General features: G+C 41.7%; 11 protein-coding genes. 7 read left to right on the forward strand and 4 right to left on the reverse strand.

Translation table 11 applies throughout. The features are described 5' to 3' along the window. Positions 1 to 48: 48 nt before the first annotated feature. Positions 49 to 3,174, forward strand: coding sequence for a SusC/RagA family TonB-linked outer membrane protein (locus B2400_RS08645; protein WP_293932655.1), 3,126 nt, complete (start codon positions 49 to 51; stop codon positions 3,172 to 3,174). Positions 3,175 to 3,190: 16 nt separating this feature from the next. Next, positions 3,191 to 4,696, forward strand: coding sequence for a RagB/SusD family nutrient uptake outer membrane protein (locus B2400_RS08650; RefSeq protein WP_293932657.1), 1,506 nt, complete (start codon positions 3,191 to 3,193; stop codon positions 4,694 to 4,696). 186 nt (positions 4,697 to 4,882) lie between these two features. On the opposite strand, the gene B2400_RS08655 is transcribed toward B2400_RS08650, so the two are convergent. After that, positions 4,883 to 5,374, reverse strand: a complete 492-nt coding sequence (locus B2400_RS08655; RefSeq protein ID WP_293932659.1) for a hypothetical protein — start codon at positions 5,372 to 5,374, stop codon at positions 4,883 to 4,885. A 61-nt stretch (positions 5,375 to 5,435) separates the two neighbouring features. Continuing rightward, positions 5,436 to 5,846 (reverse strand): hypothetical protein, encoded by a 411-nt coding sequence (locus tag B2400_RS08660; protein WP_149524638.1) that lies wholly within the window; start codon positions 5,844 to 5,846, stop codon positions 5,436 to 5,438. A gap of 400 nt (positions 5,847 to 6,246) precedes the next feature. Here B2400_RS08660 and B2400_RS08665 point away from each other — a divergent pair, with 400 nt between their 5' ends. Then, on the forward strand, positions 6,247 to 7,470 hold the full coding sequence (locus B2400_RS08665) for a LuxR family transcriptional regulator (RefSeq protein WP_293932661.1): 1,224 nt from the start codon (positions 6,247 to 6,249) through the stop codon (positions 7,468 to 7,470). An 86-nt stretch (positions 7,471 to 7,556) separates the two neighbouring features. Here the strand turns inward: B2400_RS08665 and B2400_RS08670 are convergent, their stop codons facing one another. After that, a complete protein-coding gene (locus B2400_RS08670; protein WP_149524639.1) occupies positions 7,557 to 7,844 on the reverse strand; it encodes a hypothetical protein in 288 nt (95 codons plus the stop codon). Positions 7,845 to 7,990: 146 nt separating this feature from the next. Here B2400_RS08670 and B2400_RS08675 point away from each other — a divergent pair, with 146 nt between their 5' ends. The 3 genes from B2400_RS08675 to B2400_RS08685 all read left to right on the forward strand — a co-directional run bounded on the left by B2400_RS08675 (position 7,991) and on the right by B2400_RS08685 (position 11,918). Beyond that, on the forward strand, positions 7,991 to 10,711 hold the full coding sequence (locus B2400_RS08675) for a DUF5916 domain-containing protein (RefSeq protein WP_293932663.1): 2,721 nt from the start codon (positions 7,991 to 7,993) through the stop codon (positions 10,709 to 10,711). A gap of 208 nt (positions 10,712 to 10,919) precedes the next feature. Next, positions 10,920 to 11,138: a hypothetical protein gene (locus B2400_RS08680; RefSeq protein ID WP_293932665.1), complete on the forward strand. Its 219-nt coding sequence runs from the start codon at positions 10,920 to 10,922 to the stop codon at positions 11,136 to 11,138. Between the two features lie 351 nt (positions 11,139 to 11,489). After that, positions 11,490 to 11,918 carry a cold-shock protein gene (locus tag B2400_RS08685; RefSeq protein WP_246172413.1) on the forward strand — a complete coding sequence of 143 codons (429 nt, stop codon included), beginning with the start codon at positions 11,490 to 11,492 and terminating at the stop codon, positions 11,916 to 11,918. A gap of 282 nt (positions 11,919 to 12,200) precedes the next feature. On the opposite strand, the gene B2400_RS08690 is transcribed toward B2400_RS08685, so the two are convergent. Further along, entirely contained in the window at positions 12,201 to 13,079 is an 879-nt protein-coding gene (locus B2400_RS08690; RefSeq protein ID WP_293932668.1) for a DUF72 domain-containing protein, read from the reverse strand. A gap of 828 nt (positions 13,080 to 13,907) precedes the next feature. Here B2400_RS08690 and B2400_RS08695 point away from each other — a divergent pair. After that, positions 13,908 to 14,999 carry a DUF4365 domain-containing protein gene (locus B2400_RS08695; RefSeq protein ID WP_293932670.1) on the forward strand — a complete coding sequence of 364 codons (1,092 nt, stop codon included), beginning with the start codon at positions 13,908 to 13,910 and terminating at the stop codon, positions 14,997 to 14,999. Positions 15,000 to 15,024 lie beyond the last annotated feature (25 nt).

A 15,024-nucleotide genomic window follows, 5' to 3' on the forward strand; every position in this document is an offset into this window, starting at 1 on the left:
ATAACCTATATAAACTATTAATGAGTTAACCATTTTAAACAAAAAATCATGTACAAAAATTATGATGTACGGCCGGGCCTTAATGGTTTGGCGTCCAGAAGGATGAATGGCAAGATTCTGTCCATCATCGCCTCGTTTTTGGTGATGGGTGGTACACAAGCGCATGCGCTTGTTCCTTCAACAGAGAGCAGTATCCACAAGAGTATTTTTAAGCAATCAACAGTAAACGGGCGAGTGACTGATGGCGGATCTCCGGTTCAAGGGGTTTCCGTAACGGTGAAAGGTGTTGCCGGATCAGGCACGACGACCAATGCTAACGGTGAGTTCAGCATTCAGGTGGATAACCAGAATGCAACGTTAGTCTTTACGATGGTTGGTTTTACAACACAAGAAGTTCCATTGCGCGGACAAAGCAATGTGAATGTTAGTTTAGTTTCTACCGATACGGATATCGAGCAGGTAGTTGTAATCGGATATGGTACCCAGAAGAAGAGCGATTTGACGGGTTCTGTTTCTTCGGTAGGATCGGAGAAAATCAATGCTTTTCCATTAGCTGGAACAGCGCAAGCATTACAGGGGCGTGCTCCTGGGGTATCGGTATCCAGTATCAACGGTGAGCCTGGACGGGCGCCGCGCGTTCGTGTTCGTGGAGGAACTTCCATCAACGCAAGTTCCGACCCTCTATATGTAGTGGATGGCTTCCCGGGCAGTACTCCGCCGGCACCTGAGGATGTGGAGTCGATAGAGATTCTGAAGGATGCTTCGGCAACTGCAATCTATGGTTCGCGTGGTGCGAATGGTGTGATCATGATTACAACGAAGAAGGGTAAGATCGGAAAGCCTATGGTGGAGTTCAACAATTCCATTGCCACACAACAAGTCGGGAAGCGATTAGATCTGTTGAACGCATCGGAATTTGGAGCCTACATCAACGATGTTTATGTGAATGGCGGCAATAATAATATTCCTTTTCCCAATCCGGAGTCATTAGGTGAAGGTACGGATTGGCAGGATCTGGTTTTCCGAAATGGAAATCTATTGAGTAATCAATTATCGGTATCCGGTGGGTCTGATAATATTCGATATTACACGGCAGTCAATCATTATGGACAAAAAGGTACGGTGATAGAATCGGATTACCGCCGTTTCTCAGGGACTTCGAATCTGGATATGAAGGTGAATGACCGCATCAAGATCGGTACACGTTTGCTATTTAACAGAAGTATATTAAACGGCGTGAGAACACAAGAGAGCAGTAGTGGTACGACTGCTGCAGGTGTTATCTCGGGAGCTTTACGTTTCGAACCTACGCAGGGCGTCTTTGACGACGCAGGAAACTATACCTTAAAGAAGTTCGGGGATCCACATGATAACCCTGTTGCGGCAGCCAGAGAGCGCGCTAATGAAGTGAAAACTGACTTGTTCCAGGGGAATGGCTATCTGGAGCTTACCTTATTAAAAGATTTGATCTTCCGCAGTACGGTGGGCTTACAGGTAAGCAACCAGCGTACCGGTAATTACGTGTCAAAACGATTGGTAGAAGGACGTAACTTTGGAGGTATAGGCTCCATCGCTGCTCATAAAAATACAAACGTAATCAGCGAGAACTATTTGAACTATAATCTGAAGATCAACGAGGCTAATAATTTAGATGCAATGGTTGGCTACTCATATCAAAGTTCAAGAAACGAGTCATGGCAAGCGAACAATCGGAACTTTATTTCCGACAGCTTCTCATATTGGAACTTAGGCGCCGGTTCTAATTACCAGAATGCCTCCTCGAATTTAGAAGACTGGATCATGTCTTCTTTCTATGGTCGTATCAACTACAACCTATTGGGAAGATACCTATTCACGGCAACAGGGCGTTACGATGGTTCATCGCGTTTTGGAGAAAACAATAAATGGGCATTTTTCCCGTCGGCAGCCTTCGCATGGAATGTGAGCCAAGAGCCGTTCATGGAATCTGTCGAAGCGATCTCCAACTTAAAGATCAGAACAAGTTACGGGGAGACGGGTAACTCCGAGATCGGTTCATATCAGTCCTTAGCGCGCTATTCCGCAACCTTGGCGACGATGGGTGGAGTACCTGTGAATGCTGTTCGTCCTACGAACGTTGCCAACCCTAACTTAACTTGGGAAACAACGAAACAAACTGATGCAGGTATCGACATCGGATTCTTGAATAACAAAATCAACCTGACGGTAGATTATTACTACAAGAAAACGATCGACTTACTGTATTCTGTTCCCTTGCCGATCTACTCCGGATACACAGGCTCACTTCAGAACGTGGGTAGTGTTGAGAACAAAGGATGGGAATTTGCATTAGGAACAACGAATATCGATCGCGAATTGAAATGGAATACCGACTTCAATATTACCTTCAACAGAAACAAAATCCTTCAACTGCCGGGTGGCGATATCCGTTATAATACTATTCCTGGGCATATGTTGTCTACCGACTCGCAGATCTTGCGCGAAGGTGAAGTGGTTGGAGCGTTCTACGGTTGGGTATTTGACGGTGTATACCAACAGGGCGATGACTTTAGTCCGCAACCTAGCAAAAAGCCGGGCGACGTGAAGTACCAAGATATCTTTGGGCGCGATGCTTCCAATAACTTGGTTGTCGGCGCTGATGGCAAGATTAACGCAGATGACAGAACAATTATCGGTAATCCTCATCCGGACTTTATCTTCGGTTTTAACAATGACTTCAAATACAAGAACTTCGATCTAAATATCTTCTTCCAAGGGTCTTACGGTAATGACATGTTGAATATTACGCGCATGGAATTAGACTGGATGGCTGGAAAAGGAAATGCAACAAAAGATGCATTGAACCGCTGGACACCAACAAATACCAATACGGATGTGCCACGTGCTAGTGCTTCTAATAATCCGGAAGTATCCTCACGTTGGGTTGAGGATGGTTCTTACCTACGTTTGAAGAACTTAGCATTGGGCTATAATGTTCCCAAAACTGCTATCGGGAAAATCGGGATAGATCAATTGCGATTATTCGCAAGCGCCCAGAATATCTGGACATGGACCAATTACTCCGGATTTGATCCAGAAGTTAGTTTCCAGGATTCTAACCGGAACATCGGTTTAGACTACATGGGCTATCCGAACATCAAGTCTTTCACATTTGGTATTAATGCAAGGTTTTAATTCGACTCTTTTAATTATGAAAAAGATATTTAAGTTTTTTGTTATCGCTGGTTTATGTGTTGTATCGGCTTCCTGTACGAAGTTGGATGAAGAACCGACCAGCATATTAGTTCCTTCACAGTATTTCAATACAGAAGCCGATGCTGAGGCTGCGGTAATGGGTATATACAGTTTAGTTGCGAACGGAGATGGATATGGGCGTCGTTTAACCATGGTGCTACAATTATTGGGTGATGATATGGACATTGCCGATATCGGTACGCAATCCAGCCGTATTCAGCTCAATAGCTTTAGCCATGACGCTAGTAATCAGGATATCCTTGCGGTATGGCGTACCGCATATTTAGGTATCGGTGCGGCCAATGCGGCAATCGATGGTATTCCGAAAGTGCAGATGGACGAGAAGAAGAAAAATGCGCTTATTGCTGAGGCTAGGGTATTGAGAGCATTGTTTTATTCACATTTAGTACAATTGTTTGGCGATGTACCTTATATGGGTGCTAGCGTTACGGATCCAGCAACAGTAACTGACATTCCGAGAACGAAGGCTGATGAAGTATATGGCCATATGATCGAGGATTGTAAGTTTGGGGTGGCTAATCTGCCCGATACTTATGCAAGTAATAACCGTGCAAGACCTTCGAAAGGTTCAGCACAGACATTATTAGCGTCGATTTACATGATACAAGGGAAGTGGGCTGAGGCCGCGACCGAGGCTGAGGCGGTAATCAAAGCTGCAAGTTCTTATAACTATGCTTTGGTAAGAGACTTCCAAGATCTATGGAAAGCAGACTTGGGTTTCCAATCCGAACACGTATGGGTTGCTGACTTTACGGGAGGTATCACAGGAGAGAACAGTTCAAATGTGGATTATACAGCACCAATGACGGGAGTACGTGATGCTGACATGCAAGGATGGAGCGTATTAGTCCCATCAAATGGGATGTTTGCAAGCTTCTCGGATCAGGATTATCGTAAGAAGATCAGTTACTTGTTAGAAACACCAATAAAGGGTGTTATGACACCGTGGAGTAAGTTCCGTTGGCCTAAGATACATACGGCTAAATGGTGCTTATTTCCAGGCGACAATGCAGGTGCTGATGGGGCAGACTCGGATATCAAGCATGTTATCTTCCGTTATGCTGAGGTTTTATTGATGGCTGCAGAAGCAATCAACGAAAGCAAAGGCGGTCCTACGGCGGAAGCTTACAGTTATCTAAACGCTGTTAGAGCGCGAGCGCGCTATACGCCGCAAGGACAACAGGCCTATCCTGCCGATGCGACGGGAATGACACAGGCGCAATTCAGAGCGGCAGTACGCGAAGAGCGTCGTGTAGAACTGGCATTCGAATGGAAGCGATGGTATGATATCAAACGTTGGAATATCGTTGTTGAATCTTTCACAAAACCCGATGCTTTAGAAAAGCAGGCTAACGTGAAAGATCATCATAAACTATTACCGGTGCCGCAAGATGAGATAAATAGAAATCAAAACTTGTTGCCGCAGAATCCGGGGTATTAATACCTAGAAATAAAGTCAGCCTGCATTTAGTTGAATGCAGATATCGATTAAATTATAATGAGAGAAGAAGCTGTCCAATTGGGCAGCTTCTTCTTCATTTTTCAACTTAATAGTGATAATAAAACGCAATCGGGGAGATTGCATACATCTTTCTAATTAACAATTATGGAGAGGATTTTTTGTATTTTAATTATTGCCTAGTATCTTCTTCCTAAGCCCCTTGTTCTCTTGAGGGCGTATGAGCAGGCGATAGCTGTTGCCATTGTTTGCCGACTCAGGATCATTGCTGATAATAACCTGTACTAGCTCTTTGGATTGCGGTCGTATATACGAATTGGTTAATGTGTTATTCTTTCCGACCTCCGTCTTCAGCAATCTATAGTCTGCTTTCTTCAGCTCATCGAGCGTCTGCTCGTAAAAAACAGGTTCTGAAAGCTCGAGGAATATCCTATTCTTGCTCGTGTTTTTGACATGGATAGTCCCTAAGAGATGGCCTTGCGCATTCCTGTAGATTACGGAGTCCTGCTTGAGGTCATCATCCCGCCAAGTTCTGTATAGCGAGAATCCTTTTTGATATAAGACATTTTGGACTTCTGCGACAGCCTTGCTGCGTAAGCTCTTCAATTCTGATAAACTGATTTCCTGAGCTTGAGTCGCAGCGAGCGGGAATATCATCATGCATATTAGAACTGGAAGTAGATGTCGCATACAGAACAATCGGTATCTTTTTAAATTCAATTTATACGCCTGTTGGGTTATGTTTCAACTTGTTTTCCATATCGATATACTCGCTATCGCTCTTCAATCTGTATGACTTAGCACGGACGGTCACCTTGAATTTCTTTCTTTTCTGATCTACGATATAACGTGGGTTAAGTACGCCGTCAGCGCCATTTTCAATCGCTTGTCTTTCTGCAGCAAGGAGAGCTGCTTGCTTCAATTGCTCAAGTGTATAGCGCTTAAACTGTTTTTTGTTTTCCACCGTAAAGATTGCATCCTTGTCCAAGATCGTATACTCGTTACGCTTTAACGTATTGCTGATTTGTGTCGTTTGCGAGTTGATGCTATTCTCTATGTTTTTTGAAGATCCACAAGAACCGAAAAATAGGCCAGACACTGCTATTGCTAGCATATACTTAAATGATTTCATGATGAAAATTGAATTAGATTAATAAATATTTCGATGCAAAAATGCGTCATTTCTAAAATTGATGGGAAATAAGCATAGGGTAGTTTGTCGTATAGTTTCGCACTAATCTTGGAGTAGGGGGAGAAGCTTACCCTGCGGGTAGTGGTTGCTAAGTGATTTTAGGCGAGGTCGATAGCTGGTTTCTGTATCGGCGTTATGGTTTGTGTGGAATAGAAACGAACCGCCAATACTTTCTGTAATCGACAAATGAAATTGTAGCAATGGAGGATTTGTTTCTAAAAAAGCCTTCCAAATACTCGGGAATTAAGGTAATTTTGTTGTTAACATCTATTATTATCCTACGAAAAACAAGCAATAGCATCTACAGCGAACGCTCATTTTCGACTATCTTATTTCAATAATGCGAAAGGCTTTACTAGTATTTTTTACCCTTTTTTGCGGTCTGTCTTTACATGGACAGTCTATCGATCCCTTACAGCTGAAGCGTAAGATCGCTAAGCTGAACGACCAGCATCAGTATGATAAATCTATTCTCTATCTCGAAGAAATCCTTAGCAGCGAGGACGCCACGGCCTATGATCGTTTTCATGTCTATGTGCAAAAGTCGCTAACCTATAAGCGTCTATTCAATTATACGGTCGCCTTGAATAATCTGGATCTAGCTCTTTTGGAGGCAGAGCGCGACAGTTTACATGCTGACGAAATAAAAAGCAGAGTTTTGATCGAACGTCTTTTCGTGTATTTCGATCTACAACGCTATGATGAGTTTGATAAGTTACTGGAGATGATTACGCCTAAGCATCTACAACATGTCGATCAGGAGACTGTCGCTATTTATACGAGTATCCTTGGGATATTAGCGATGCGCGAAGGTCATTATGAGGAGGCCGAAGTTCAGCTAAACCGGGCAATCGCGCTGTTGCAGAAAGAGAGTCCTAAAGATTTGCCAAATGTTTACCGTGTCAAAGTAGCCCTATATGGTAAAATGGGGCGGCATGCAGATGCTATTGAGGCATACGAAAAAGGATTGGCCTATGCGGAGCAATACAAAATGGATCTCTATCGTATCATTATGTACGAAACAATCACTACATATTACAAGGAGCTGGGAGATTATAAAAATGCTTTTCATTATCAGCTAAAGGTTAGCGAGACGCGTACTAAATACAATGCTAACAATGTTAGCGGGGTATTGACGGAGCTGGAGAAGGAACTCTTGCAGCAGCGCAAGAATATGGAAGTGGAATATGAAAAATCATATAAAACCTATCTGCTTATTATTGGTGGAATCTTGTTATTGCTGATTATTACGTTGGTGAGGCTCTTGATTGTAAGTTTACAGAAGCGCGTATTGGTCGAGCGGGAAAATAATCATATACGTAATGAAATTGAGAAGTTGACTAATGAGCGCAACGAGCTTGGAATAAAAAGAATCGATATAACTTCAGTAGGATTAACCGAGCGGCAGCAGGAGATCATTAAATTGGTGCAGCAAGGAATGACGAACAAGCAAATTGGTGATACGCTATTTATATCTGAAAATACCGTTAAATATCATCTCAAACAGATTTACGAGATTCTTGGTGTGGAGAGTAGAACCGATTTAAAGCGATCTACCCTGTAAGAAAGATTGCTAAAACTCAAAAATAGCCCTCTCCATTGAAAAGTCTTTTTTTGACCGTTCAATAGGAAAGGGCTGCATGCAACAACTCAATTTAGTTTTTCATAGCTGCTAGGGCCGTTCTCTTGCTTGCTCGTCATGGTTTTTCTTCTTGGCACTTCGCATGCGCCCGACGAACAGGTGTTTATATTCAATATCGGTAATAGGGTGAAAAGCGCACCTAAGCCTGCTATCAGCCAATGTGAAGCCATCACTCCCTGAATGGTGATAACCACCCCCATAGCCAATCGAAGCAACCTGATCACATTCCAACTTCTTAAATAATTCATATTCTCGTCCTTTCTTTTATCAACAAAATAGCCATCTTCTTCTTTCAAAGATATCCGCTTAGCATAAACATATCGGTAACCTGAGTTACATAGACTACCGATTAAAGGAGACGCATTCGGTTTAACGTAATTTTTAGGGGATGATATTTAAAGCGATACTATGTCTTTTTTCTCATTGTTGTTACCATAAAAACATGCGCTTATTTTTTAATACATTTGATACCAACAACAAAACCTACATCGCCTTGAAGAATATAGTAACAGGAACTGCGCTTTTATCGCTCGTTTGCCTAGCAACAATTGGACGCGCTCAGGATGAAAGAAAAGAAGTAGTTACCTTTGAAGACGCCTACAAGCGAACTTATCATATCAGTAAAATAGATAGCCAAAAGCCACAGATTGACGGCAAGCTCGACGAGGATATCTGGCAGAACCGAGGTATGTGGTCGGAGAAATTCTCTCAGGTTATTCCTTTCGAGCGCGTGCATACCAATTCGTGGACACGCGTCAAGTTGTTTTACGACGATCAGAATATCTATGTCGGTGTTTACTGTAAAGATGAACATCCTGAGACGATGAATGCGTTTATTGGGAATCGCGACGATAACAGCAATGGCGATTTGATCAGTATTGCCTTCGATACCTATCATGACTATCGGGTTGCTCCGGAGTTCAATATCAATCTTGGTGGAAATAAAACGGATTTAACGGTAACTGATAAGCTGTCGGTCAACCTCAGCTGGAATGCAGTATGGGAGGGGAGGACGCATATCAATATGCAGGACTCTTCCTGGACGGCAGAGCTTCGGATACCGTTTAGTCAACTTCGCTACAATCAAGAGAACGAGGATGGGGTATGGGGGCTGCACGTCCGCCGAATTATCCGTAGAAATAATGAGGTACAGAACTGGAGTTTAATTCCTATAAAAAATAACGGGCATGTCTTTTCCTTTGGAGAGATGCATGGTATGACGGATCTTCCGAAACCTAGAGGGATCGAGTTTCTGCCCTATGCGATGACAAAATATGTAAATGAACCGAAGATTCCGAATAGTCCTTTCCAGAAAGGACAGAAGTTTCACGTGAATGCGGGGCTGGACGCGAAGTTCTCTTTGAGCGACTATACCTTGGATATGACCATCAATCCCGATTACGGGCAGGTGGAACTCGATCCTTCGGTTATGAACTTGACGGCATACGAGGTTTTCTATGATGAAAAGCGCCCATTTTTCTTAGAGGGGAAACATATCTTGGAATTTGACAACAATGAGCGGGGAATGATGTTCTATTCACGTCGTATCGGTGCAATGCCTTCCTACAAACCACAAGGAATAGACAATATAGAAAACTTCGCCAGTACTCCTAGCTTTATTCCAATTTTAGGCGCTCTTAAGCTGACGGGAACCAACAAAAATGGGCTAACCGTAGGCTTGCTGGAGAGTATCACAGGCAAAACACAATCGCAGACCTCGAGAAAAGGCGTACGCGGAGAGGAACTGGCCGAGCCGCTGACAAATTACACCGTTACCAGGTTGCAGAAGAATTGGGACGGAAATACGCTTTTTGGCGGGATGATTACTTCCGTGAACCGAAAGCTGGATGAGGATCATCTAAAAGAGGCGCTAGTAGAGAACGCCTTTACCGCCGGATTGGATTTTACCCAGTATTTCAATAAGCGATTGTATTATATCGACGCCAAGGCGATGTATAGCACCTTAAACGGCTCCGCTAGCTCGATATTGATGAAGAAACGTAACGCCACCCATTATTATCATCGGGCCTCGGGTATCGATTATCTTGATTTGGATCCAACGGCAACTACGCTCGCCGGTACCGGGGGGTATGTGAAGGCCGGAAAAAAAGGAAATGCACAATGGAATTATTCGCAAACGTTTAACTGGTCTTCCCCAGGCTTCGATCTGAACGACGTTGGCTATAACAAAGAGTCGGATTACATGCTTAACGAATCGGAGGTCGCCTTCCGCAAGACCGATCCTTGGGGGCCATTTCGATTTGCAGGTATCAACCTGACCCAAAAGAATATCTGGAATTTTGGTGGGCAGGCAATCAATAATGATGTCGCTCTTCGTTTTCGGAGCTTAAGTACTGTTCATCGTTTTGAAATGGACGTGAAAGAGACCTTCAGCTGGAATACGGTGGATAGCCGTAGGCTACGCGGCGGACCGGATATGCGCTATGGATCGAACTTCGAAACGAATGTCGATTTGAGTACCGACCGTGCCAAACGCGTGGTTTTTAAAATTCTTTACAACGGGCGGCACTATCTCGAAGAAAAAACAGCTTACAATACGCTACAGCCTAGTTTTATCTTCCGAATCGGTAATCACGTCAAGCTGACAACGCAATTTAACTATGCCAACAACACCGATGAACTGCAATATGTAAACACTGTTGCGGCTAGCGATGGTAACGAGGAGAGCACGGAATATGTATTAGGACGAATGAAACAACGTACCTATGGTATCACGATGAACATGCAAGTGAACCTGACGCCGGATATTTCCATACAATATTATGGCTCCCCATTTACATCGACTGCAAAATATGATCGATTTAAAACCGCATTAGATACCCGATCGCATAATTACGCGGAACGTTTCTCTGCCATTGCGGATCAGGAAATCACGGCAGGAGATGGTAACTATGCGGTGATAAAAGATGGCAAGTCGTTTAGTTTTAAAGACCCGAACTTTAGCTTCAATGAGTTTCGTTCGAATTTAGTTGCCCGTTGGGAATACAAGCCAGGGTCGACGGTTTATCTGGTTTGGGAGCACAATCGATCAAGACAAGATCCTCGCTATTACCCAACATGGGGAAACAACATCGATCGCATGTTCGGATTCCAAGGAGTCAACACACTGATGTTAAAGATGAACTATTGGTTTGCACTGTAATCTGAAAAACCGTGTTAATGCTATTAAAACAAGTATTTATTACGGTTTTTTCACAATGATTTGTAAGTCAGCAATTTAGTTGTTAAATTGTAGGTAGAAATAATTGACAAATTGCCTGTCAGGTATTGCGAATCTCCATTCGCTAGAGCGGGTTATCTTAGTCAATCGAATTATCATCAATTACATATTAAATAGGAGGACTAACATCATGGACAGCTTAAAATTCGAAATCAGCACCGCCACGCAGCAGCAGCTGCAAAGAGTTCAAGAAGTATTGAACGACGTAAGTTCTATCAATGAATGGCAAATTGCCCCCTATGTTGACGGCTATTTGGTGTCCCTCAAAGGCATCAATATGCAAATTGCCAACATCTTGACTTGTATTTCGGCACTAGGCCTGGATGCAGAACGATTGTATGAGGAGTAATAGCCATCCCACCGTTAACAAAACTCCATTTACCTTTTAAACAGCTTCTGTTTATTGAAACAAAATACTTATTGGAAGTACCGTCATACTCATAATACGAATAGAAATGATGGAACTTATGCTGTTATAGAGGCGCTGAATGTTACATTGAAAATACGCTTGTACCTTCGTATTAACGAAGAAGAATCTGTAGGTTTAGGCAGACGTCTCCCTGGTAGTATTTACTTGATAAATTGCGTAATATTTCGTATCTTTGACATATTCACAAAGGATCATAACTCTTATATCCAAGGCACATCTCCCTTCTTAAGATATTAATCTTCCTTATTTATTCACCCTTAATACTATTTAATGGCTAAAAGTCAACTCACATTTAAGAAAAAAGAAACTGCAAAGAAGAAGCTTCAGAAGAAGCAAGAAAAACAAGAACGAAGAGAAATCAATAAGTCGAACAATAATAAGGGCAAAGCTCTTGAAGAAATGTTTGCTTACGTGGACGAGTATGGAAATATTTCTGATACTCCGCCATCGCAACCTTACAAATTCAAAGAAGAAGACCTTCAGCGTCCTGCTGACCCGACGGAAGAATACCATTTCGGAAAAGTGTCTTTCTACAACGAAGTAGGTCATTATGGTTTTATCCGTGACAACGAAACGCGAGAAACCGTTTATTTTAATGACAACTTAGCGGGTATGGTATTGAACCTTAACCAAGCGGTTAAATACAAATACGCGCGTTCTAAGCAAGGAAATCAAATTACGGAAGTAGAGAAGATTTAATCTTTACTTTCCTACGAGATAAATTAGAAGCTGCCAAAAAGGGCGGCTTCTTCTCGTTTATATGGATTTTGTTTACCGCTTTTCCCTATCCTCGTTGAGACTTGGTCGACTGAAACCCAATGTAAAGCCTTTCAAACCCAATACAAACCCCAATCAGAAGCCTTTCCGAGCGGCTATGATATGGGTTTTAATTTAATATAGGTGGGGAGTGAGTTATTCAAGGTCAGACCTTAGTTATTAGATCATAGCATGTCAACACTTCTTTTTCTGAAGGGTGACTTATTATCCTTTTTTATTTGGCTTTTCGGGAATGTGCAGCTTGGTGCCAAGCTTCTGATTTAGTTGCTTTATAAAATGAGTGGCTAACATGGGAGAATCGATTTCCATTCGCTCATGGATGAAAAAATAAATGTTCTGTAATCCTGCCTTTTTCCATTCGGCAATCTTATCGACCCAATCGTCCAGACGAGCATAATCTGATGGATGATTTGCTCCGACGTAGCGTATAAATGCCGTGGGGGTCGTTAATCGCATATGCAACATATCGCGACGTCCGGGCGTATCGACAATGATGTTGGTCGTTTTATTTTTCTCGAGCAACTTGTAAAGTTTCTCCGCATTTTCACGCTCAAACCATTCTTCATTTCGAACTTCAACCGCCAATGGGTATCCTTTTGGGAATTTTTCGACGAAGCGCACCACGCGGTCAAAATCCTTCGGTTTGAAGTTGTTGATTATCTGTAGGAATGCCATTCCGAGTTTCTCTTCAAACAGTACAGTGGAATTAACGAAGCCTTCAAGTTTTTCTTCGAAATTCAGGAGTCGACCGTAGTGGGATATGGACTGCGTTATCTTTGGGAAGAATTTAAAGCCATTCGGAGTTTTGTTTTTCCAAGTTTCCACCTGCTCCTTGGTTGGCGATTTGTAGAACGTAGCATTCATTTCGATGGAATTGAACTGTGTAGCGTAGTAAGTCAGCTCGTCTTTTGTGCCGCGTGGATAGAATCCTTTCAGGTCGCTGCGGTTCCATTTTGCGCAACCTACGTATACGGCCAGGGGTTTCTTGCTTTTATGCTTTTTTAGTAGGGCAAGCGTTTCCTTTAGGGTTTCGGGGAGTTTGAAGTCGATGGATGAGGGGTCTGCTACTTGTCCGAATTTCATTGTTGATGATGTTTATGGAGGTGTTTTTTAATTAACAATGTTATCAGGAGAATGTTGAGCGGGGAGGGATAAATAATTCGAGAGAGGGATTGAGGAGGAATGCGCATTGGGGTGTTTTTGCGTATTTTAAGTGTGGAGAAGAAGTTCATGGTAGCTTTGTTGCGGAAGAATATTGGCGTTTGGATGTTGATTAACGTGGGTAGCAAAAATCGAAGTAAGTGTTAATATAAATTGCTTCTAAATTCTGCGAGCGTGGTTTTAGTCACCTTGCCGGACTTTGCCTCCTTTATTGCCTTTTCAGTATCTTTACTATAACGTGGTTCTTCATGCTTTACAAAAGCGAGTGTTTTAAGGTATTCAATGAATTCTTTTGCGTGCTACGGGGATCTATTTTTATAGTGATTTCCAGATCCACATATTTTATTAATACTATCCCAAAGTTACTGAAAAATTAAAATGCTCGCTATCGGCTGGGAAAGAAAAGAAAACACCGCATGAAACATATAAACATTTAAGATATAAATTCATTTTCTCCCAAAATATCGTTATTTGGAATTTTCGATCATGACTGATGGTGACATTACAAGACATAAAAAAAAGCGACTTTTTCAAGTCGATTTTCGTAGCCCCAACCGAACAAATCTCGAAACATTTTTTAGAAGATTTGGAACGATTGTCGACTATAGTTGTCGAATATTCTTGATATTGATGCGGATAGCTATGTTATTGTCTCTAATGCTGATATTTTTGGGGAGCTAGTGATACAGAGGCTGGAATTTCCCAAACATTAGTATTTCGTATATTTATCAACTAATAATGTGAAAACTTATGTCGATTCAGTGGGGTGAAAATAAGAGAACGGAAATTCAAGGTTTAACATACGTCCAAAAGATTGTAAACGATGCCGGGTGCATATTTAACAAAATCGATGGCAGTACAGATATTGGCTTAGATGGCTATATAGAATTCATTAGAGGCAATCATCCCTCTGGTTTATGTATTGGTGTACAGATAAAGGCCGGGAATTCAAACCTCTCCGGAGCTAACAATGAAGTATCATTGAAAGCAGATAAGAATCATTTTGAATATTGGTACAATCATATTCTACCAATTATAGGTATTGTTTATATTCCTCAATATGAACAAGCCTATTGGGTAGATATCTCTCAATATTTAGCAGATGACGAAGAAAAAATAGATAAAGGGCCATACACCATAAAAATAGATAAGGGAAATATTTTTGATCTTCACAACTTCACATCATTCCAGTACCAGCTAACAAAATATTCATCTAGTTATGGTAGTGATAAATTTTTCGGAAGATCTCTTAAATTTTTAGCTAATTACCGACATCCCGAAAGTAGATTTGAAGCCATAAAATCGTTATTTTCGTTTCATAGAAATAAAACGGAAACTTGGTTCTACCTAATAAGCCGATTTTGTTTTGAGGAAGAACACAATGTTCAACTTGCTTTAATCTATTCTTATCGTCATTTGTTATCTCATGGAGACATTTGGTGGCATGTTGGTAATATAATGGATCATGAAATTAGTCAGCAAGCAAGAACATTAATTGCTACATATTTTGGTATAAATGAAGTATCAAAGCTATTAGATCATATTAATGATAATGGCATAACTAGAGGGGCTGTTGGTTATGATGTCAATCTAATAATTCGATTAATTGCAAATAGGATTGATTATTTGAAAGCAATTATTCGCAAGGATGAAACTAAGGATGAAAAGAGATTCTGGGCAGCGATTTGTCTGATAAATGAATTCCAAGATTATGATTTAGATAGGGCTATTCATTTTGCAGAAAGTATGCTGTCGAATTTTCCAAATTCTGAGTATGCAGAACGATTTGAAAATATAAAAGAAACGCTTACGGAATGTAGAAATATTGATTTCATTGGCTAGGGGTATAATTATCCCAATACCCTCT

This window comes from Sphingobacterium sp. UBA6645 (assembly GCF_002455685.1).
GTDB lineage: Bacteria > Bacteroidota > Bacteroidia > Sphingobacteriales > Sphingobacteriaceae > Sphingobacterium > Sphingobacterium hotanense.

Excerpts from the sequence above, each read along its gene's own strand:
- B2400_RS08665 (WP_293932661.1), top strand. The coding sequence starts at position 6,247 with ATGCGAAAGGCTTTACTAGTATTTTTTACCCTTTTTTGCGGTCTGTCT.
- B2400_RS08675 (WP_293932663.1), top strand. The coding sequence starts at position 7,991 with ATGCGCTTATTTTTTAATACATTTGATACCAACAACAAAACCTACATC.
- B2400_RS08680 (WP_293932665.1), top strand. The coding sequence starts at position 10,920 with ATGGACAGCTTAAAATTCGAAATCAGCACCGCCACGCAGCAGCAGCTG.
- B2400_RS08695 (WP_293932670.1), top strand. The coding sequence starts at position 13,908 with ATGTCGATTCAGTGGGGTGAAAATAAGAGAACGGAAATTCAAGGTTTA.
- B2400_RS08645 (WP_293932655.1), top strand. The coding sequence starts at position 49 with ATGTACAAAAATTATGATGTACGGCCGGGCCTTAATGGTTTGGCGTCC.
- B2400_RS08655 (WP_293932659.1), bottom strand. The coding sequence starts at position 5,374 with ATGATGATATTCCCGCTCGCTGCGACTCAAGCTCAGGAAATCAGTTTA.
- B2400_RS08690 (WP_293932668.1), bottom strand. The coding sequence starts at position 13,079 with ATGAAATTCGGACAAGTAGCAGACCCCTCATCCATCGACTTCAAACTC.
- B2400_RS08660 (WP_149524638.1), bottom strand. The coding sequence starts at position 5,846 with ATGAAATCATTTAAGTATATGCTAGCAATAGCAGTGTCTGGCCTATTT.
- B2400_RS08650 (WP_293932657.1), top strand. The coding sequence starts at position 3,191 with ATGAAAAAGATATTTAAGTTTTTTGTTATCGCTGGTTTATGTGTTGTA.
- B2400_RS08685 (WP_246172413.1), top strand. The coding sequence starts at position 11,490 with ATGGCTAAAAGTCAACTCACATTTAAGAAAAAAGAAACTGCAAAGAAG.